The organism is Paraburkholderia sp. MM6662-R1 (genome assembly GCF_050436245.1).
Classification (GTDB): domain Bacteria; phylum Pseudomonadota; class Gammaproteobacteria; order Burkholderiales; family Burkholderiaceae; genus Paraburkholderia; species Paraburkholderia tuberum.
In genome coordinates this window covers 3231265-3248760 of the sequence record NZ_JBNDLV010000001.1, presented here as the reverse complement: position 1 = coordinate 3248760, position 17496 = coordinate 3231265, and the positions used below count along the sequence as shown (strand labels likewise).

At 66.2% G+C, this 17496-nt stretch carries 16 protein-coding genes; 6 read left to right on the top strand and 10 right to left on the bottom strand.

The window, feature by feature from the left end; genetic code table 11:
* Position 1: 1 nt before the first annotated feature.
* On the bottom strand, positions 2-664 hold the full coding sequence (locus OKW39_RS15370; RefSeq protein WP_090801714.1) for a response regulator: 663 nt from the start codon (positions 662-664) through the stop codon (positions 2-4).
* A gap of 271 nt (positions 665-935) precedes the next feature.
* On the opposite strand from OKW39_RS15370, the gene dacB reads away from it, so the two are divergent.
* From dacB to OKW39_RS15355, 3 genes are all read left to right on the top strand, one after another.
* Positions 936-2576 (top strand): D-alanyl-D-alanine carboxypeptidase/D-alanyl-D-alanine endopeptidase, encoded by a 1641-nt coding sequence (dacB, locus tag OKW39_RS15365; protein ID WP_429363797.1) that lies wholly within the window; start codon positions 936-938, stop codon positions 2574-2576.
* A gap of 188 nt (positions 2577-2764) precedes the next feature.
* Positions 2765-3682: a sterol desaturase family protein gene (locus OKW39_RS15360; RefSeq protein WP_429562963.1), complete on the top strand. Its 918-nt coding sequence runs from the start codon at positions 2765-2767 to the stop codon at positions 3680-3682.
* 96 nt (positions 3683-3778) lie between these two features.
* Complete coding sequence (locus tag OKW39_RS15355) at positions 3779-5002, top strand: SGNH/GDSL hydrolase family protein (protein WP_429562962.1); 1224 nt, start codon at positions 3779-3781, stop codon at positions 5000-5002.
* 151 nt (positions 5003-5153) lie between these two features.
* Here the strand turns inward: OKW39_RS15355 and OKW39_RS15350 are convergent, their stop codons facing one another.
* The 9 genes from OKW39_RS15350 to OKW39_RS15310 all read right to left on the bottom strand — a co-directional run bounded on the left by OKW39_RS15350 (position 5154) and on the right by OKW39_RS15310 (position 14846).
* Positions 5154-6203, bottom strand: a complete 1050-nt coding sequence (locus tag OKW39_RS15350; protein ID WP_429562961.1) for an L-threonylcarbamoyladenylate synthase — start codon at positions 6201-6203, stop codon at positions 5154-5156.
* 10 nt (positions 6204-6213) lie between these two features.
* Positions 6214-7410, bottom strand: coding sequence for a 5-(carboxyamino)imidazole ribonucleotide synthase (locus OKW39_RS15345; RefSeq protein ID WP_090805452.1), 1197 nt, complete (start codon positions 7408-7410; stop codon positions 6214-6216).
* A 104-nt stretch (positions 7411-7514) separates the two neighbouring features.
* A complete protein-coding gene (gene purE, locus OKW39_RS15340) occupies positions 7515-8033 on the bottom strand; it encodes a 5-(carboxyamino)imidazole ribonucleotide mutase (protein ID WP_018421699.1) in 519 nt (172 codons plus the stop codon).
* Positions 8034-8089: 56 nt separating this feature from the next.
* Positions 8090-8980, bottom strand: coding sequence for a phosphoribosylaminoimidazolesuccinocarboxamide synthase (locus OKW39_RS15335; protein WP_090801721.1), 891 nt, complete (start codon positions 8978-8980; stop codon positions 8090-8092).
* A gap of 133 nt (positions 8981-9113) precedes the next feature.
* Positions 9114-10178 (bottom strand): class II fructose-bisphosphate aldolase, encoded by a 1065-nt coding sequence (gene fba, locus OKW39_RS15330; RefSeq protein WP_090801723.1) that lies wholly within the window; start codon positions 10176-10178, stop codon positions 9114-9116.
* Positions 10179-10365: 187 nt separating this feature from the next.
* Positions 10366-11802, bottom strand: coding sequence for a pyruvate kinase (gene pyk, locus OKW39_RS15325; protein WP_018421702.1), 1437 nt, complete (start codon positions 11800-11802; stop codon positions 10366-10368).
* Positions 11803-12298: 496 nt separating this feature from the next.
* Positions 12299-13492 (bottom strand): phosphoglycerate kinase, encoded by a 1194-nt coding sequence (locus OKW39_RS15320; RefSeq protein WP_090801724.1) that lies wholly within the window; start codon positions 13490-13492, stop codon positions 12299-12301.
* Positions 13493-13770: 278 nt separating this feature from the next.
* Positions 13771-14094, bottom strand: coding sequence for an AzlD domain-containing protein (locus OKW39_RS15315; RefSeq protein WP_090801726.1), 324 nt, complete (start codon positions 14092-14094; stop codon positions 13771-13773).
* A complete protein-coding gene (locus OKW39_RS15310) occupies positions 14091-14846 on the bottom strand; it encodes an AzlC family ABC transporter permease (RefSeq protein WP_184051416.1) in 756 nt (251 codons plus the stop codon). The genes OKW39_RS15315 and OKW39_RS15310 overlap by 4 nt, the downstream gene beginning before the upstream one ends.
* Before the next feature lie 226 nt (positions 14847-15072).
* Here OKW39_RS15310 and OKW39_RS15305 point away from each other — a divergent pair, with 226 nt between their 5' ends.
* The 3 genes from OKW39_RS15305 to waaF all read left to right on the top strand — a co-directional run bounded on the left by OKW39_RS15305 (position 15073) and on the right by waaF (position 17490).
* The gene (locus OKW39_RS15305) at positions 15073-15996 is read left to right on the top strand and encodes a branched-chain amino acid transaminase (protein ID WP_429335279.1); all 924 of its coding nucleotides are present in this window, start codon (positions 15073-15075) and stop codon (positions 15994-15996) included.
* Positions 15997-16070: 74 nt separating this feature from the next.
* Complete coding sequence (locus OKW39_RS15300; RefSeq protein ID WP_008920434.1) at positions 16071-16265, top strand: zinc-finger domain-containing protein; 195 nt, start codon at positions 16071-16073, stop codon at positions 16263-16265.
* A 199-nt stretch (positions 16266-16464) separates the two neighbouring features.
* On the top strand, positions 16465-17490 hold the full coding sequence (waaF, locus tag OKW39_RS15295) for a lipopolysaccharide heptosyltransferase II (RefSeq protein ID WP_018421708.1): 1026 nt from the start codon (positions 16465-16467) through the stop codon (positions 17488-17490).
* The last annotated feature ends 6 nt before the right edge of the window (positions 17491-17496 follow it).

The window sequence follows — 17496 nt, the reverse complement described above, 5'->3', positions numbered from 1 at the left end:
CTCAGGCGTCCTTCGCGATCATGTAGCCAAGCCCGCGGACGTTGCGGATCAGATCGGCGCCGAGCTTCTTGCGCAGCGCGTGGATATAGACCTCGACGGTATTGCTGCCGATCTCCTCGCCCCAGCCATACATCTTTTCCTCTAGCTGGCTCTTGGACAGCACCGCACCGGGTCGCGCGAGCAGCGCCTCGAGCAGCGCGAATTCGCGCGCGGATAGCGCGACCAGGGCGCCATCGAGCGTCACCTGGTGCGACGCGGGATCGAGGGTCAAATTGCCGTGGCGAATCGTCGAATCGCTGCGGCCGGACTGGCGCCGGATCAGCGCGCGCATCCGCGCAGCGAGTTCGTCGAGATCGAAAGGTTTGACAAGGTAATCGTCGGCGCCGGCGTCGAGGCCCTTGACACGATCGGCGACCGCGTCGCGCGCGGTGACGATCAGCACCGGCAGCGCATGGCCGCGCGCACGCAGTGCGCGCAGCACCTCGAGACCGTCGCGCTTGGGCAGACCGAGGTCGAGCAACGCGAGGTCGTAAGGCTGGGCCGCAGCCGCTCGCAGCGCCGCTTCGCCGTCCTCGACCCAATCGACGGCGAAGCCTTCGCCGCGCAGCGCCTTGCGCACGCCTTCGGCGATCATCCGGTCATCTTCGACTAGCAGGATGCGCATGGTTGTCCGTTCCAAAACATTTGATGATGCCGCATTCTAGCGCCCGCTTCCGACCCGTGCGGCGTGTGGCGCTTTTTTCACCGCAGCCTCGCGGGATGTCACTACAATGGGCGCTTTGCGTCGCGCGACGGCCGTCGGGTAGACCGCGGCGCGCTACCGCGCCGTCAAGGCGCCCAGCTTGCCGTTCCATCGTCCCGCGCACGCCGCACGCCGCTCGCCGCTCGCCGCACACCTTGAAATCCTGCTCGTCCGTTTGCCCGTTTACCCGTTCATGACGCACCCTTTTCTGTCTTCCGTCGCACGCCGTATGGCGGTGCACTCGCGCCGTATGTTCGATCGCGCAGCCTTCATGCCTAACCGTGTCGGGCCGCGCGCGGCCGTCTGGCTCTGCGCCGCCGCGCTCGGCGCAGGCACCCTGCTGCCGCTGACCGGGGAGGCCCGCGTCAAGGCCACGCATCCGAGCGTCAACGTCACGACGGTACTGCCGCAGCCGGTGATGGTCGGTCTGCAGCGCGCGCACGTGCCGTTGTCGTCGATCAGCGTGGTCGTCGAAAAGGTCGGCGATCGCACGCCGATCCTCGCGCTGAACGCCGGCAAGCCGATGATGCCCGCCTCGACGATGAAGCTCGTCACCACCTACTCGGGCCTGTCGATCCTCGGTCCCGGTTACCGCTGGCGCACCAGCGCGTACGCGGACGGCCCGCTCGACGCGAGCGGCGTGCTGCACGGCAATCTGTACATCCAGGGCACCGGCGACCCGAAGCTCGTGCCCGAAGAACTGATCGACCTCGTGCAGAAGATTCACAAGGCGGGCATCAACGGTATCGACGGCGCGCTGGTGCTCGACAAGCGCTACTTCGATCCGTCGACTCGCGACCTGCCCGCGTTCGACGACGACGTGAACGCGCCGTACAACGTCGGCCCCGATCCGCTGCTGTACGCGTTCAAATCGCTGTCGTTCACGCTGACGCCGTCGCCCGATGGCACGGTGGCGATCGACGTGCTGCCCGCGCTCGCGCAACTGCGCATCGACAACCAGCTGCGTGCGACGAGCGGCCCATGCCGGGGCGAGCTGCCGACGCCGACCGTCACGCCGGAGCCTGACGGCACTCTCGTCGCGTCGTTCATCGGCGACTTTCCGGTGCGCTGCGACGCGCGCACGATCAACGTCGCCGTGCTCGATCACTCGACGTTCTTCGCGCGCGGCTTCCTCGCGCTGTGGCAGCAAACCGGCGGCACATTCACGGGCGCGACCCGCGAAGGCGCGGTGCCCGCCGGCGCGAAGCTCGTCGCCAGGCACGAGGGGCCGATGCTGTCGGACATCGTTCGCGACATCAACAAGTTCAGCAACAACACGATGGCGCGCAACCTGTTCCTGACAATCGGCGCCGCCGAGGAAGGGCCGCCCGCCACGCCCGCGAAAGCCGCGCACGCGGTCGAAGCTTTCCTGACGCGCGACAGCCTGAACACCGAATACCTGTCGCTCGATAACGGCTCGGGCCTGTCGCGCGACGAACACATCACCGCGCTCGCGCTCGCCGATGTCCTGCAACGCGCGAACGCGAGCCCAGTCGCGCAGGTGTTCGTCGACTCGCTGCCGATCGCCGGTGTCGACGGCACGATGCGCAATCGCCTGACCAGCCAGGGCGCGGGCGGCAACGCGCACATCAAGACCGGCACGCTGCGCGACGTACGCGCGATCGCCGGCTACGTCGCGTCGGCCGACGGCAACAGCTATGTCGTCGTCAGCCTGATCAACGATCCGCATTCGGAAGCGGCGCGCGCCGCGCACGACGCGCTGCTCGAATGGGTGTACGAAGGCCCGTCGCAGGGCTTTACGAAGGTTTCCGCGCCCATCGAGGAAGCGCGCGAGAAGCCCAGGAAAAACCCGCGCAAGCGCGGCGGCCACTGAGTATTCCTTCTAGCGATGCCGCGCGCGGCAAGCTCCTAACCGTGTACGCTGTCGGGCAGCATGCGGCGCGCGACATCACGGGCTTGCCGCGTCGGGCGCCGGTCGTGCAGACCGCGCGGCCTCACGAACGATAACGACACCACCCGCCGCGTACCGCGAGGCGGTCAGGGACCAGGAAGGGAGACAAGATGCAATTCGATGCCGAATTGCTGCTGCTCGCCATGGCGCCCGTCTTTCTTGCCTGCATCGGCTCGGAGGCGTGGCACGTGAGCCGCACGCGCCCGGCCGAGCGGCTCTACAGCTGGCGCGACACGCTGTGCAACGCCGCGCTCGCGCTGCTGCAGCAGGCCGCCGACAAGCTCGCGTGGCTCGCGATCATCCCTGTCTACGCGTTTTTCTACGAGCATCACCGCATTCATACATGGCCGGCGACGTGGCTGTCGTTCGTCGTGCTGTTCGTCGCGCAGGACCTGCTCTATTACGTCTTTCATCGCTGCAGTCATCGCGTGCGCTGGCTGTGGGCCGCCCACGTCGTGCATCACTCGTCGGAGCGGATGAATTTTTCGACCGCGTTCCGCCAGAGCCTGCTGTACCCGATCGCCGGCATGTGGGTGTTCTGGATTCCGCTCGTCATTCCTGGCTTTGCTCCGAAGCAGATCGTCGCGATCGTGCTGATCAATCTCGGCTTCCAGTTCTTCGTGCACACGCAGGCGATCGGCAAGCTCGGCTGGCTCGAATACGTGTTCAATACGCCGTCGATCCATCGCGTGCATCATGCGCGCAACGATCGCTACATCGATCGCAATTACGCAGGTGTACTGGTGATCTGGAATCGCCTGCTCGGCAGCTACGTCGAAGAAGATCCGCACGAGGCGCCGCGGTACGGCATCGTCGAGCCGCTGCACACGTACAACCCGCTGAAGGCGACGTTTCACGAATGGGCATCGACGGCCGCAGACTTCGCGAGCGTGCGCGGCTGGCGCAACAAATGGCGTGCGCTGTTCGCGCCGCCCGCCTGGGCCGCCGCTCATCATGCGCAGCACGCGCAGGGAGCCGGCTTGAACTCAAACCATACGGTCGCGCTTCGGACATCGCGCAGGCCGTAGAAGATTCTGTAAGCTGTCGTCACGCCGCCAAACGCGGTGGACGCCGCCTGCAACACATGGCATCAAGGGCCACACATACGAGGAGATGCAGTCAACATGAATCAAACCGCTTCGAAGAAACCGCAATGGTTGCGCGTCACGCAGATCGCAGTGGCGAGCGCAGCGTTCGCCGCGCTCGCGGCATGCGGCGGTGGCAGCGACAACAATAGTTCGAGCAGCAGCAACACGCCGCCGGGGGGCGTCACGCTGCAGGTCGTGTCATTCGGCGACAGCCTGTCGGATGTCGGCACATACATGCCGGCGGTCCAGGCGAACGTTGGCACGGGCGGCGGCCGCTTCACGACGAATCCGGGTGAGGTCTGGACGCAGAAGGTCGCCGAGTACTACGGCGGCACGCTCACCGCCGCCTACGTCGGCGGCTTCGGCATGCCGCTCACCGCGACGGGCGGCCTCGGTTACGCGCAGGGCGGCTCGCGTGTCGATCTGCAGCCGGGCGAAGGCTACGCGCCGAACAACATGGCCGCGACGACGGTGCCGGTCACGACGCAGGTCGCCGAGTATCTGGCCGGGCACAATAACAGCTTCAATTCGAACCAGCTCGTGCTGATGAACGGCGGCGCGAACGACATCTTCGTCGCGGTCCAAGCGGTCTCGGCTGCCGGTACGGCAGCGGCGACGCAGGCGCTCCTGAACGGCGGTACCCCGGCCGACGCGCAGACGGCGGCAGCCGCCGCGTCGCAGACGGCCACGCTGGCCGCGCTGCAGGACATCACCACCGCGGCGACCACGTTCGTCGGCACGGTGCAGAAGGTCGTCGCGTCGGGCGCGACGCACGTGGTGGTGTCGGACGTGCCGGACATCGCGCAGACGCCGCAAGGTCTCGCCGCGGGCGCGCAAGGCCAGGCGCTCATCAACGCGCTCGTCAAGACCTACAACGGCGTGCTGCAGCAAGGCCTCGCGTCGACCAAGCAGGTCATCTACGTGAGCGCATTCGCGTGGATCGACCAGACGTTGCAGAACTATCAGTCGCTCGGTTTCACCGTGTCGAATACGGGCACCGCGTGTAACCTGACGTCGATGGCCCAAAGCGCGACCACGTACGCGACGAACAATCCGAGCGTGCTCGCCTCCGGCCAGACGGCGGCGGACTTCGGCAGCGCGCTTGCGTCGTCGCTGTTCTGCTCGCCGCAAACCTACACGGTGGCCGGCGCGGACCAGACCTACATGTTCGCCGACCTCGTGCATCCGACCACACATCTGCAAGCGCTGTTCGCACAGCAGGTGGAGACGCAGGTCGCTGCTAGCGGGCTTGGCAAGTAACGCGGCGTTGGCCGTGGGGTTAGCGGTATTGACATGACAGCTAACCGGCGTCGCTAAGGCTGGCTAGATGGCAAAAGGCCCGGCTCGTTGAACGAGCCGGGCCTTTGCCTTTTCCGGTGGCCGTGCCATGCAGCGCAGCGAGCCGATTGCATCAGTGCTGCGCTTCGAATGCCGCCGCCGCGCGCCCGAGCCGATCGTTGACCGCGATCCATTCGATCGTGTCCGGCAGCTTCTCGATCAGAATCCGCGTGACGTTCGCGCGATCGAGCGCGCGCAGCAAGCCGTAGAGCTCGCGTGCATAGACGTGCGGATCTTCCGGCGCGGCGACGAAATGCACGCCGTCGACATCGGCCCACTGTCCCGCACGCGACGCGCGCGCGACCAGCGCGACCCGCTCGCCCGGCTCGCGCACCGCGAGCAGCGGCTCGAGCTCGCCGAACGGCAGCAGCACGAGCGGCGTGCGCGGCGCGTAATGCGCTTTCAACGTGCCCGACGCGCGCGGCGCGGTCGCGTCCGACCCGTCGGGCAGACGCGGCGCCTCGCCGAGCACGTCGGCGATATCCTGCGGCGTCACGCGACCGGGCCTCAGCAGCGCCGGAAAGCCGCGCGACAGATCGAGAATCGTCGACTCGATACCGACATCCGACGCGCCGCCATCGAGCACATGAATCGCGCTGCCGAACTCGTCGCGCACATGCTGCGCGGTGGTCGGGCTCACATGCCCGAAGCGGTTCGCCGACGGCGCGGCGACGCCGCCATGCCCGCCGCGCAACGCGCTGAATGCATCGAGCAACGCCTGCGCAACCGGATGCGACGGGCAGCGCAGTCCCACCGAGTCCTGCCCGCCGCTGACCGCCGCCGGAATGCGCGCAGCGCGCTTGAGGATCAGCGTGAGCGGTCCCGGCCAGAACGCGTCGATCAGGCGCTGCGCATCCGCCGGCAAATACTCGACCCAGTAGTTCGGATCGCCATGCGGCGCGAGATGCACGATCACCGGATGATTGGCCGGCCGCCCCTTCGCCGCGTAAATGCGCGCGACCGCGTCCGGGTTCTCGGCATCGCCGCCGAGGCCGTACACGGTTTCCGTCGGAAACGCGACGAGCCCCCCCGCGTCGAGCAAGGCCGCCGCGTGCTCGATCTGCGCGGCGCTGACCGGCAACGCGTTGGTAGCGTCCTTGGCGGGTTTCTGTTGATCCGGCATGGCGCGCGCGTCAGCTGGTAGCGATGTGCAGCAGCCGCGCGCAATCGCGCGCCGCGGTGCGGGCTTCTTCGAGGGTCGGCGCGGTGAAGTTCACGTGGCCCATCTTGCGGCCGCAACGCGCCTCTTCCTTGCCGTACAGATGCAGGCGCGCTGACGGCATCGCGGCGACTTCCTGCCAGGGCGGCGTGACCGCCGCGCGCTTCGGACCGTCCGGAAACCACACGTCGCCGAGGATGTTCAGCATCACCGCCGGCGAATGCTGGCGCGTGTCGCCGAGCGGCATGCTGGTCATCGCGCGCACCTGCTGCTCGAACTGGCTCGTCGCGCACGCGTCGACCGTGTAGTGGCCGGAGTTATGCGGGCGCGGCGCCATTTCGTTGGCGACCAGCGAGCCGTCTTCGAGAATGAAGAATTCGACGCACAGCACGCCGACGTAGCCGAGCTTCTCGGCGATCTGCAGCGCGGCCTGTTGAGCCTGCTGCACGAGCGCCGGCGACGCGTCCGGCGCGGGGACGATGGTGTGCGACAGCACGCCGTCGCGATGGGTGTTCTGCGCGAGCGGATAGACGACCGACGCCCCGCTCGCCGCGCGCGCGATCAGCGCCGACACCTCGAACTTCAGCGGCAGGCGCTTCTCGAGCACACACGGCACGCCGCCAAGCGACGCATGCGCCTCGCGCACTTCCTCGGCGTTGCGCACGCGGATCTGGCCTTTGCCGTCGTAACCCATGCGCGCCGTTTTCAGGATGCCGGGCAGCACCGCTTCGAGCGCGCCATCGCCCAGCGCCGCAAGCGCATCCGACGACTCGATTACGACGTGCGGCGCAACCGTCACACCCGACGACGCGATAAAGCGCTTCTCGGCGATCCGGTCCTGCGCGACGGCGACGCAACGCCCCGCCGGGCTCACGAAGGTGGACTTGCCGAGAAAGTCGAGGCTCGCGGACGGCACGTTCTCGAATTCGGTCGACACCGCCGCGCACAACCGCGCGAGTTCGGTCAGCGCCGCTTCGTCGCCGTAGGCCGCGCGCAGGTGGCGGTCGGCGACCGCGCCGGCCGGGCTGGTTTCGTCCGGGTCGAGCACGGCGACGCGATAGCCCATCGCCTGGGCGGCAAAACAGAACATGCGGCCGAGCTGGCCGCCACCGACCATGCCAAGCCATGCGCCGGGCAGAATCGGTGAAACCGGTGTGTTGTCAGGGTTCATCTTGGTGGTCGGTCGCGGCCGGATACGCGTCGCGCTCATGCATCGAGCGGCGGGCATCCGGCCGGGGGTCGGACAGGAGACGTCTTATAAAACAACCAGCGCGCTTACAGCGCCGGCAATACCATCGCGTGAGCCGCTTCGTTCTGGCGCACACGGAATGCAGCGAGCTTGTCCGCGTATTCGGCGCTGGTGCCGGAGAGCAGGGACACCGCAAACAGCGCCGCGTTCGCGGCACCCGCCTCGCCGATCGCAAACGTCGCGACCGGCACACCCTTGGGCATCTGCACGATCGAATGCAGCGAATCGACGCCCTTCAGATACTTGCTCGCGACCGGCACGCCAAGCACCGGCACCGTGGTCTTCGCGGCCAGCATGCCCGGCAGATGCGCAGCGCCGCCCGCACCCGCGATGATCGCGCGAATGCCGCGCTCGCGCGCGCTTTCAGCATAGGCGAACATTTCGTCGGGCATGCGGTGCGCGGACACGACCTTCGCTTCGTACGGCACGCCGAATTCCTGCAGAATCGCGACGGCGTTTTTCATCACTTCCCAGTCGGAACTGGAGCCCATCAATACGCCGACGACCGGCGCATCATGCGTATGGGCGGTTTGTGCTTCACTCATCTTACGGCTTCCTTGTTTCCCGGCGATGCGCGCCTGACACGGCGCGCGCGATCAGATCAGTCGAGCTTGTGGCCCGTCAGACGCTCAAGCGCTTCCCGGTACTTCTCGCCCGTTTTCGCGACCACGTCGTCCGGCAGCTTCGGCGCCGGCGGCTCTTTCTTCCACGGCTGGGTTTCGAGCCAGTCGCGCACGAACTGCTTGTCGAACGACGGCGGGTTCGTGCCGACCTGGTACTGGTCCGCCGGCCAGAAGCGCGACGAATCGGCGGTCAGCGCCTCGTCCATCAGATACAGCTTGCCGTGGTTGTCCAGACCGAATTCGAACTTCGTGTCCGCAATGATGATGCCGCGCGTGGCCGCGTAATCAGCGGCTTCCTTATACAGACGGATCGAAATGTCGCGGATCGTGGCCGACAGTTCGGTGCCGATGCGGCGCTCCATCTCGTCGTAGGTGATGTTTTCGTCGTGGTGGCCCATCTCGGCCTTGGCGGCCGGCGTGAAGATCGGCTCGGGCAGCTTCTGCGCGTTCAGCAGACCCGGCGGCAGTTGCACGCCGCAGACCGAACCGGTGGCCTGGTAATCTTTCCAGCCACTGCCGGCCAGATAGCCGCGCACCACCGCTTCGACGAGGATCGGCTCGAGACGCTTGACGACCACCGCGCGCCCCTTGACCTGCTCGACTTCGTCCGGCGCGACCACCGACTCCGGCGCGACGCCCGTCAGGTGGTTCGGCACCACGTGCTTCAGTTTCTCGAACCAGAAGTTCGCCATCGCGTTGAGCACGCGACCCTTGTTCGGAATCGGCTCGCCCATGATCACGTCGAACGCCGACAGACGGTCGGTCGTGACGATCAGCAACTGGTCGTTGCCCACCGCATAGTTGTCGCGGACTTTGCCGCGGCCGAGCAGCGGCAGCGAGCGGAGCGTGGATTCGTAGAGGGTAGACATCGTCGTGGTTCGCTAAAAGTGGTGCAAAAAATGTGACCGGAACAAAAGGGAAACGCCGTTCCCCCGATGATGCGGGAACGGCGATCGGACGACAACCTGGCCAAACGGCCAGGCGCGGAGCCAAAACTACAGCTTAACGGACGACTTGCGCGAGCTCGCCCGACTTGTACTTCTCCGCAATTTTATCAAGCGAAACCGGCTTGATCTTGCCAGCCTGGCCTTCGCAGCCGAATTGCATGTAACGGTCGATACAGATCTTCATCGCCGCTTCGCGCGCCGGCTTCAGGTAATCGCGCGGATCGAACTTGCCCGGGTTGGTCGCCATGTAGCGACGGATCGCGCCCGTGATCGCCAGACGCAGGTCGGTATCGATATTGACCTTGCGCACGCCGTGACGGATGCCTTCCTGGATTTCTTCGACCGGCACGCCGTAGGTTTCCTTCATGTCGCCGCCGAATTCGCGGATTTCCGCGAGCAGCTCCTGCGGCACCGACGACGAGCCGTGCATCACGAGGTGCGTGTTCGGAATGCGCTGATGGATTTCCTTGATGCGCTGGATCGAGAGAATATCGCCCGTCGGCTTCTTGCTGAACTTGTAGGCGCCGTGCGAGGTGCCGATCGCGATGGCCAGCGCGTCGCACTGGGTCAGCTTGACGAAGTCGGCGGCCTGCTCCGGATCGGTCAGCAGTTGTTCACGCGTCATCGTGCCTTCGGCGCCGTGGCCGTCTTCCTTGTCGCCCTTCATCGTTTCGAGCGAACCGAGCACGCCCAGCTCCGCTTCCACGGTGACGCCGATCGAGTGCGCCGCCTCGACGACCTTGCGCGACACTTCGACGTTGTACTCGTACGATGCGACCGTCTTGCCGTCGGCTTCGAGCGAACCGTCCATCATCACGCTGGTGAAGCCGCTGCGAATCGCCGCCATGCACACCGCCGGCGACTGACCGTGGTCCTGGTGCATCACCACCGGAATGTGCGGATACGACTCGACCGCCGCTTCGATCAGATGACGCAGGAACGGCTCGCCCGCGTACTTACGCGCGCCGGCCGACGCCTGCATGATGACCGGGGCGTTGACCTTGTCGGCCGCGGCCATGATCGCCTGCACCTGCTCCAGGTTGTTCACGTTGAATGCCGGAAGGCCATAGCCGTTTTCCGCAGCATGGTCCAGCAGTTGACGCATTGATACGAGAGGCATGCTGAAACTCCTTAGATTGAAACGAATTCTTTTGCCGTCGGCATCTTTTGCGGCGATTTTATCGCGAAGCAGGCGGCGTTCCCGCGATGACACCGGCGCTTTGGTGCGCCGTCGCACATGGACCGTGCGGGTTTCGCCGCGCTGCTTCGCTCAATCGAGCCTGTGCCGATCGAGCAGTCCTGCCTGATCAGTACGGTTCACCGACCCGCACGATCTTCAACGTGTTGGTGCCGCCCGCCTGACCCATCGGCTCGCCGACCGTCAGCACGACCATGTCGCCGTGCGACGCGTAGCCCTTGCCGACCACCGTTTCGAGCGCCTGCTGCAGCGCCGTGTCGCGGTCGGTGTTGGTGTCCAGATGCAGCGAAGTCACGTTGCGGTACAGCGCCATCGCCCGTTCGCTGCCGACGCGCGGCGTCAGCGCGAAGATCGGCACGTGGGTCCAGTGACGCGACATCCACAGCGCGGTCGAGCCCGATTCGGTCAGCGCGACGATGGCCTTGGCGCCCAGGTGATAGGCGGTGAACAGCGCGCCCATCGCGATCGACTGGTCGATCCGCGTGAACGTGCGGTCGAGGAAGTCCTTGTCGAGCTCCGACTGCTCGGACTTTTCCGCTTCGACGCAAATCGCGGCCATCGTCTCGATGGTCTGCACCGGGTACTTGCCCGCCGCCGATTCCGCCGACAGCATCACCGCGTCCGTGCCGTCGAGCACCGCGTTGGCGACGTCCGACACTTCCGCGCGGGTCGGCACCGGCGCGTGGATCATCGACTCCATCATCTGGGTCGCGGTGATCACGAACTTGTTCGATTCGCGCGCCATCCGGATCATGCGCTTTTGCAGCGCCGGCACCGCGGCATTGCCCACTTCCACGGCCAGATCGCCACGCGCGACCATGATGCCGTCCGACGCGTCGAGGATGCCTTGCAGCGCCGGAATCGCTTCCGCGCGCTCGATCTTCGCGATCATCTTCGGCTTGATGCCGTACGGCGCGCCGGCGATGTTCGCGAGCTGGCGGGCCATTTCCATGTCGGTCGCGTTTTTCGGGAACGACACCGCGACGAAATCGACGCCGAGCGACATCGCCGTGCGGATGTCCTCCATGTCTTTCGCGGTCAGCGCGGGCGCCGACAGACCGCCGCCCTGGCGGTTGATGCCCTTGTTGTTCGACAGCTCGCCGCCGATCTTCACGACCGTGTGGATCTCGTTGCCGATCAGGCGCTGCACGTTCAGCACGATCAGGCCGTCGTTGAGCAGCAGTACGTCGCCCGGCTTCAGGTCGCGCGGCAGATCCTTGTAGTCGAGGCCGACGCGCTCGTCGTTGCCGAGCTCGCAGTCGGCATCGAGGACGAACGGATTGCCGGTGACGAGCGTCGTGCGGCCGTTCTCGAATTTGCCGACGCGGATTTTCGGGCCTTGCAGGTCAGCCATGATGGCGACTTCGCGGCCGGCCTGGCGGGCCGCCTCGCGCACGAATTCGGCGCGCTGGCGATGGTCGTCCGCGGTGCCATGTGAGAAATTGAGCCGCACCACGTCCAATCCCGCCTGAATCATTTGCAGCAGGATTTCCGGCGTGCTGGAAGCCGGACCGATAGTAGCGACAATCTTGGTGGCGCGATGCATGAGTCTCCTCGTCTGGATAGGATCGCTGGTAAGAGCGCTGCGGGGCTGCTGCGGAGTTCGCGCATCGAAAGATGCTGCCTGGGGTCGCGCGCCGGTTGTGGCCGGTGTCGCTTTGTGGAGTGATGCGGGTGATGCGGGTGATGCGGCATTCGAGAGCGGCGCCTCGCGCGCCTGAGATTTGCTGCCCTGCTTGCCGGAAGGCTGTTCCGGCTGGGCCGAATCGTGTTGAGCAGCTTCGACCTGTGCCGTTGGGGGCTGCTCCGCGTCGCCGGTCGGAGCTTGCGCTGCAACCGGTTCCGCGGGCGCTCCGGCGGCTAGCGCCGGTTCGGTGGCCGCGGGCGCTATCGGCGCTTCGGCAACCACGTCCTGTCCGGCCGCTGCCGACGCAGCGGCCGCGCGTGTCGCGCGCTCCCCTGCCGGCGTTGCCGCGTTACCGCGCTGCGCTTTCACGCCACGCGCCTTGGTCGACTTCGCCGCCGGGGAGCGCGTCGCCACGTTAAGCCCGCGATTCCAGAACTTCTACCGCCGGCAGCTTCTTGCCCTCGAGGAACTCGAGGAATGCGCCGCCGCCCGTGGAAATGTAGCTCACCTGGTCGTGGATGCCGTACTTGGCGATTGCCGCGAGCGTATCGCCGCCGCCTGCGATCGAGAACGCCGCCGAGCGCGCGATCGCGTCCGCGAGCGTCTTCGTGCCGTTGCCGAACTGGTCGAACTCGAACACGCCGACCGGGCCGTTCCACACGATCGTGCCGGCCTTCTCGAGTTGCGCGGCGAGCACCTTGGCCGTTTCCGGGCCGATGTCGAGGATCATGTCGTCGTCCTGCACATCGGCGACGGCCTTTACTTCTGCCTTCGCGGTCGGCGAGAACTCCTTGGCCGTGACGACGTCGGTCGGGATCGGCACCGAGGCGCCGCGGCCCTTGGCCGCGTCGATGATCGCCTTCGCTTCGTCGAGCAGATCGGCTTCGGCGAGCGACTTGCCGATCTTCAGGCCGGCCGCGAGCATGAACGTATTGGCGATGCCGCCGCCGACGATCAGCTGGTCGACCTTCTCCGCGAACGACTTCAGGATGGTCAGCTTGGTCGACACCTTGGAGCCCGCGACGATCGCCACGAGCGGACGCTTCGGTGCGCCGAGCGCCTTGCCGAGCGCTTCGAGCTCAGCGGCGAGCAGCGGACCCGCGCAGGCAACCGGCGCGTACTTCGCGATGCCGTGCGTAGTCGCTTCGGCGCGGTGGGCGGTGCCGAACGCGTCGTTCACGTAGATATCGCAGAGCTTGGCCATTTTCTGCGCGAGCTCGTCGGAATCTTTCTTTTCGCCCTTGTTGACGCGGCAGTTTTCGAGCAGCACGACCGAGCCCGGCGCGACGCTCACGCCGTTTTCGACCCAATTCGCGACGAGCGGCACGTCGCGGCCGAGCAGCTCCGCGAGACGCTTCGCCACCGGTGCGAGCGAATCTTCCGGCTTGAAGTCGCCTTCGGTCGGACGGCCAAGGTGCGAGGTGACCATTACCGCGGCGCCGGCGTCGAGCGCGGCCTTGATGGCCGGCACGGAAGCGCGGATGCGGGTGTCTTCGGTGATGTTGCCTTGATCGTCCTGCGGCACGTTCAGATCGGCGCGGATGAACACGCGTTTGCCGGACAGCTTGCCTTCGGCGATCAGGTCGGAGAGACGCAATACCTTGTTCATGGGCTTGAGTATGCGAGTTGATGAGAAGGCGGTGACGGACAGCGCGCGGGGACGAGGCGCAGCGAACTCCAGCGCTTCGGCACAACGGCTCCGCGGGATCGGGCGCCGGCGGCCGGCCGCGGCACCAGGCGCCTTGCCGCGGCGCGCTCAACCCGGAAAAGGCATTTTAACTGATCCCAACGGCCTTCTGATCCGCGACACGGCGAATGTCGCGCATTTGATCGCAAGGCCGCAGATGCCGCGGCGGAGCATTCATCGCCGCACCCCGGGCCCGGCCCTCACAGGAAGACGCGCATCAGCGTGAATACGACCATGCCGGTCACGATCGTGCCGAGCATGGTGCGCCGCCACAAAAACCAGCCGAGGCCGGCGAGCGTCGCGTAAAGCTCATGGTTGGAAGGCGCGAACGACAGCCCATCGGACGTCGTCAGCACGTCGGGCACCACCACCGCGGCGAGCGCGGCGGCCGGCGCGTAGCGCAGCATCTTCTGCACGCGCGCCGGCAGTACCGTGCGCTCGCCGCCGATCAGGAACATCGCGCGCGTGAGCGCGGTGACGAAGGTCATGCCGAAAATGGCGAGCCAGATTTGCGTGGAGGTCATCGGGAGTCTCCGGCGCGATCGTTCACGCCACGAATGCGGCGCAGGTCGGCGCGCTCGATCATCAGGTCGGCCGCGCTGCCGGCCGCGATCGCCGCGATCACCGCGAGCAGCAACGCCAGCCGGTACGGCAGATCGAGCGCGAGCAGCGACACGATGCCGGCCACGCTGACCGCGACCAGCGTCGAGCGGGTGGCGATCGCCGACACCATCACCGGCAGCAGCGCGAGCGTGCCGGCCAGCGCGAGCCCCCAGTTGTCCGGAATCAGGCTCGCGAGCAGGATGCCGATGATCGACGACACCTGCCACGACAGCCAGCTCGATACCGCCATGCCCCAGAAGTACGCCTCCTTGCCCGGCACGTAGCCGGTCGGAAAGCTCTTCTTGACGAATAGCAGATAGATCACGTCGCCGTTGAAATAGCCCAGCACGATGCGCCGCCACATCGACAGATACGAGAAGTGCGGCGCGAGGCCGGCGCTGAAGATCACGAAGCGGGTGTTGACCATCGCCGCGGTCAGCAGCACCGTCCACACCGGCAGCTTCGCGGCGAGGAGCGGCAACACTGCCAGCTGCGACGATCCGGCGTAGCACAGCAGCGACATCGTGAGCGCCTGCGGCAGCGTGAGCACGGACTTGCTCATCGCGATGCCGGTCACGAGGCCCCAGGAAAAAATCGCCATCAGCGTGGGGGCGTAGGCGCGCGCGCCTTCACGAAAAGCGCGGCGATCGGTGTCGGACAGTCGAGCGAGCATCGGGCGAAGGGTGCGGGCGCAGGAAACGCCGTCAAGAAGGCCAGGTCGGCGCCAGCTTGCGAGACCACCCGCTGGCGCATCCGGATTTGATTTATGCGTGCGCTGGATTATAGCGTCCGGGGTGCGCCCAAATGCCCGTGGTGTGTGCAAAAGACGCTAAAATAGCGCTCCCGGCTATGTCCTGCGCTCATGGCCGCACCTCATAACGCACCTGCTGGAGAACCGTATGTCAATGGCCGACCGCGACGGCAAGATCTGGATGGATGGCAAGCTCATCGAGTGGCGTGATGCCAAAATCCACGTGCTCACCCATACGCTGCACTACGGCATGGGCGTGTTCGAGGGCGTGCGCGCTTACAAGACCGCCGACGGCGCCACCGCGATTTTCCGCCTGCAGGAGCACACCAAGCGCCTGCTGAACTCGGCGAAGATCTTCCAGATGGCCGTGCCGTTCGACCATGAAACGCTCGCCGCCGCGCAGCGCGAAGTGGTCCGCCAGAACAAGCTCGATTCATGCTATCTGCGCCCGATCATCTGGGTCGGCTCGGAAAAGCTCGGCGTGTCGGCCAAGGGCAACACGATTCACGTCGCGATCGCCGCGTGGCCGTGGGGCGCATACCTTGGCGAAGACGGCATCACCAAGGGCATCCGCGTAAAGACGTCGTCGTTCACGCGCCATCACGTGAACGTGTCGATGGTGCGCGCGAAGGCGTCGGGCTGGTACGTGAACTCGATCCTCGCGAACCAGGAAGCGATCACCGACGGCTACGACGAAGCGCTATTGCTCGACGTCGACGGCTACGTGTCAGAAGGCTCGGGCGAGAACTTCTTCCTCGTCAACAACGGCAAGCTGTACACGCCTGATCTGTCGTCGTGCCTCGACGGCATCACGCGCGACACCGTCATCACGCTCGCGCGCGACATGGGTCTGCAGGTAATCGAAAAGCGCATCACGCGCGACGAAGTCTATACCTGCGACGAAGCGTTCTTCACCGGCACGGCGGCTGAAGTCACGCCGATCCGCGAGCTCGATAACCGCACGATCGGCGCTGGCGCACGCGGCCCGATCACCGAAAAGCTGCAGTCGGCTTTCTTCGACGTCGTGAACGGCAGGAGCGCGAAATACGCGCACTGGCTCACGAAGATCTGAGCGACGTTTCGAGACGCCCCGCGCAGCCCAACGGCGGCGCACTGCAAGCACCCCGTATACAACGAGAAAGTCTCATGAGCGAAATCAAGGAAATGCCGCTGGTCGAACTGTCGGCAAAAGATCTGCCGGCGTATTGTCCGAACCCGGCCATGCCGCGCTGGAGCGCGCATCCGCGCGTCTTCATCGACGTGTCGCACGGCGAAGCGCGTTGCCCGTATTGCAGCACGCGTTACAAGCTGCGCGACGGCGAAGTGATCAAGGGCCATTGATCCAACGCATCGAGCGGTTCTGAGCCAGCTTGCACGGCACGAGGCGCGCGTTTTGAATCACGCGCTCGCCGCGCCGCCATCGCGGCGCGTGTGGCCAAACGGCATCGCGCCGTGCGGCTCTCCGCTTTCCCCATTTACCTATCCGAGTGCCGCGCGCATCGCGCGCGGCCCTTGTTATCGACACCGGACACTCACTCTGATGCGTCGCGCGTTGGTTATCGCACCGAACTGGATCGGTGACGCATTGATGGCGCAGCCGCTGTTTGCGCGCCTCGTGAAATTGCATCCGCGCATCGTCATCGACGCGGTCGCGCCCAGCTGGGTCGCCCCCGTGCTTGAACGCATGCCGGAAATCCGCGACGTCTACGCGACCGATCTCGCCCACGGCAAGCTGCAGATGCTGCGCCGCTGGCAGCTGTCGAGCGATCTGCGCGACGTCGGCTACGACGCGGCCTACGTGCTGCCGAATTCGTTCAAGTCGGCGCTGATTCCGTGGCTGGCGGGCATTCCGCTGCGCATCGGCTACACCGGTGAGAGTCGCTACGGCGTGCTGAACGTGCGTCACGCGAATCCGCGCAAGGACGCCCGCCCGCCGATGGTCGGCCACTACGCCGCCCTCGCCTATGCGCCAGGCGCCAAGGTCCCCGAAGATCTGCCGATGCCGCGCCTCGACACGGACCTGAACGAGGCCTCGCGCGTGTCGGCGCGCTTCAATCTCGATACGCGCGTGCCGCTGCTGGTGTTCTGCCCCGGCGCCGAATACGGTCCTGCGAAGCGCTGGCCGCCCGAGCACTTCGCGTCGCTCGCGCAGATGGTCGGCCAGTCGTTCCCGTACACGCAAATCGTCGCGCTCGGCTCGCCGAAAGACGCGCCGCTCGCGCAGGCGATCGCCGAGAAAGCGCCGAACGTGCGCAACCTGTGCGGCCAGACCGCACTGGGCGAGGCTTGCGCGCTGATCTCGCGGGCCAACGCGGTCGTCACCAACGACTCCGGACTGATGCACGTCGCCGCCGCGCTGCGCCGCCCGCTCGTGGCCGTCTACGGTTCGACCGATCCGCGCCACACCCCGCCCTTGTCCGAGCTCGCGAAGGTACAATGGCTTCATCTCGAATGCAGCCCCTGTTTTGAGCGCGAGTGCCCGCTCGGTCATCTGAACTGTCTGAAGCAGCTGAGCGCCGAGCAGGTTTTCGGCGATTTGCGCGGCATGCTGCTCGCGCAGCGCTGAGCCGAC

Bases quoted from the DNA above. Each gene is read 5' to 3' on its own strand.
- OKW39_RS15370 (WP_090801714.1), bottom strand. From the start codon at position 664: ATGCGCATCCTGCTAGTCGAAGATGACCGGATGATCGCCGAAGGCGTG.
- dacB (WP_429363797.1), top strand. From the start codon at position 936: ATGACGCACCCTTTTCTGTCTTCCGTCGCACGCCGTATGGCGGTGCAC.
- OKW39_RS15360 (WP_429562963.1), top strand. From the start codon at position 2,765: ATGCAATTCGATGCCGAATTGCTGCTGCTCGCCATGGCGCCCGTCTTT.
- OKW39_RS15355 (WP_429562962.1), top strand. From the start codon at position 3,779: ATGAATCAAACCGCTTCGAAGAAACCGCAATGGTTGCGCGTCACGCAG.
- OKW39_RS15350 (WP_429562961.1), bottom strand. From the start codon at position 6,203: ATGCCGGATCAACAGAAACCCGCCAAGGACGCTACCAACGCGTTGCCG.
- OKW39_RS15345 (WP_090805452.1), bottom strand. From the start codon at position 7,410: ATGAACCCTGACAACACACCGGTTTCACCGATTCTGCCCGGCGCATGG.
- purE (WP_018421699.1), bottom strand. From the start codon at position 8,033: ATGAGTGAAGCACAAACCGCCCATACGCATGATGCGCCGGTCGTCGGC.
- OKW39_RS15335 (WP_090801721.1), bottom strand. From the start codon at position 8,980: ATGTCTACCCTCTACGAATCCACGCTCCGCTCGCTGCCGCTGCTCGGC.
- fba (WP_090801723.1), bottom strand. From the start codon at position 10,178: ATGCCTCTCGTATCAATGCGTCAACTGCTGGACCATGCTGCGGAAAAC.
- pyk (WP_018421702.1), bottom strand. From the start codon at position 11,802: ATGCATCGCGCCACCAAGATTGTCGCTACTATCGGTCCGGCTTCCAGC.
- OKW39_RS15320 (WP_090801724.1), bottom strand. From the start codon at position 13,492: ATGAACAAGGTATTGCGTCTCTCCGACCTGATCGCCGAAGGCAAGCTG.
- OKW39_RS15315 (WP_090801726.1), bottom strand. From the start codon at position 14,094: ATGACCTCCACGCAAATCTGGCTCGCCATTTTCGGCATGACCTTCGTC.
- OKW39_RS15310 (WP_184051416.1), bottom strand. From the start codon at position 14,846: ATGCTCGCTCGACTGTCCGACACCGATCGCCGCGCTTTTCGTGAAGGC.
- OKW39_RS15305 (WP_429335279.1), top strand. From the start codon at position 15,073: ATGTCAATGGCCGACCGCGACGGCAAGATCTGGATGGATGGCAAGCTC.
- OKW39_RS15300 (WP_008920434.1), top strand. From the start codon at position 16,071: ATGAGCGAAATCAAGGAAATGCCGCTGGTCGAACTGTCGGCAAAAGAT.
- waaF (WP_018421708.1), top strand. From the start codon at position 16,465: ATGCGTCGCGCGTTGGTTATCGCACCGAACTGGATCGGTGACGCATTG.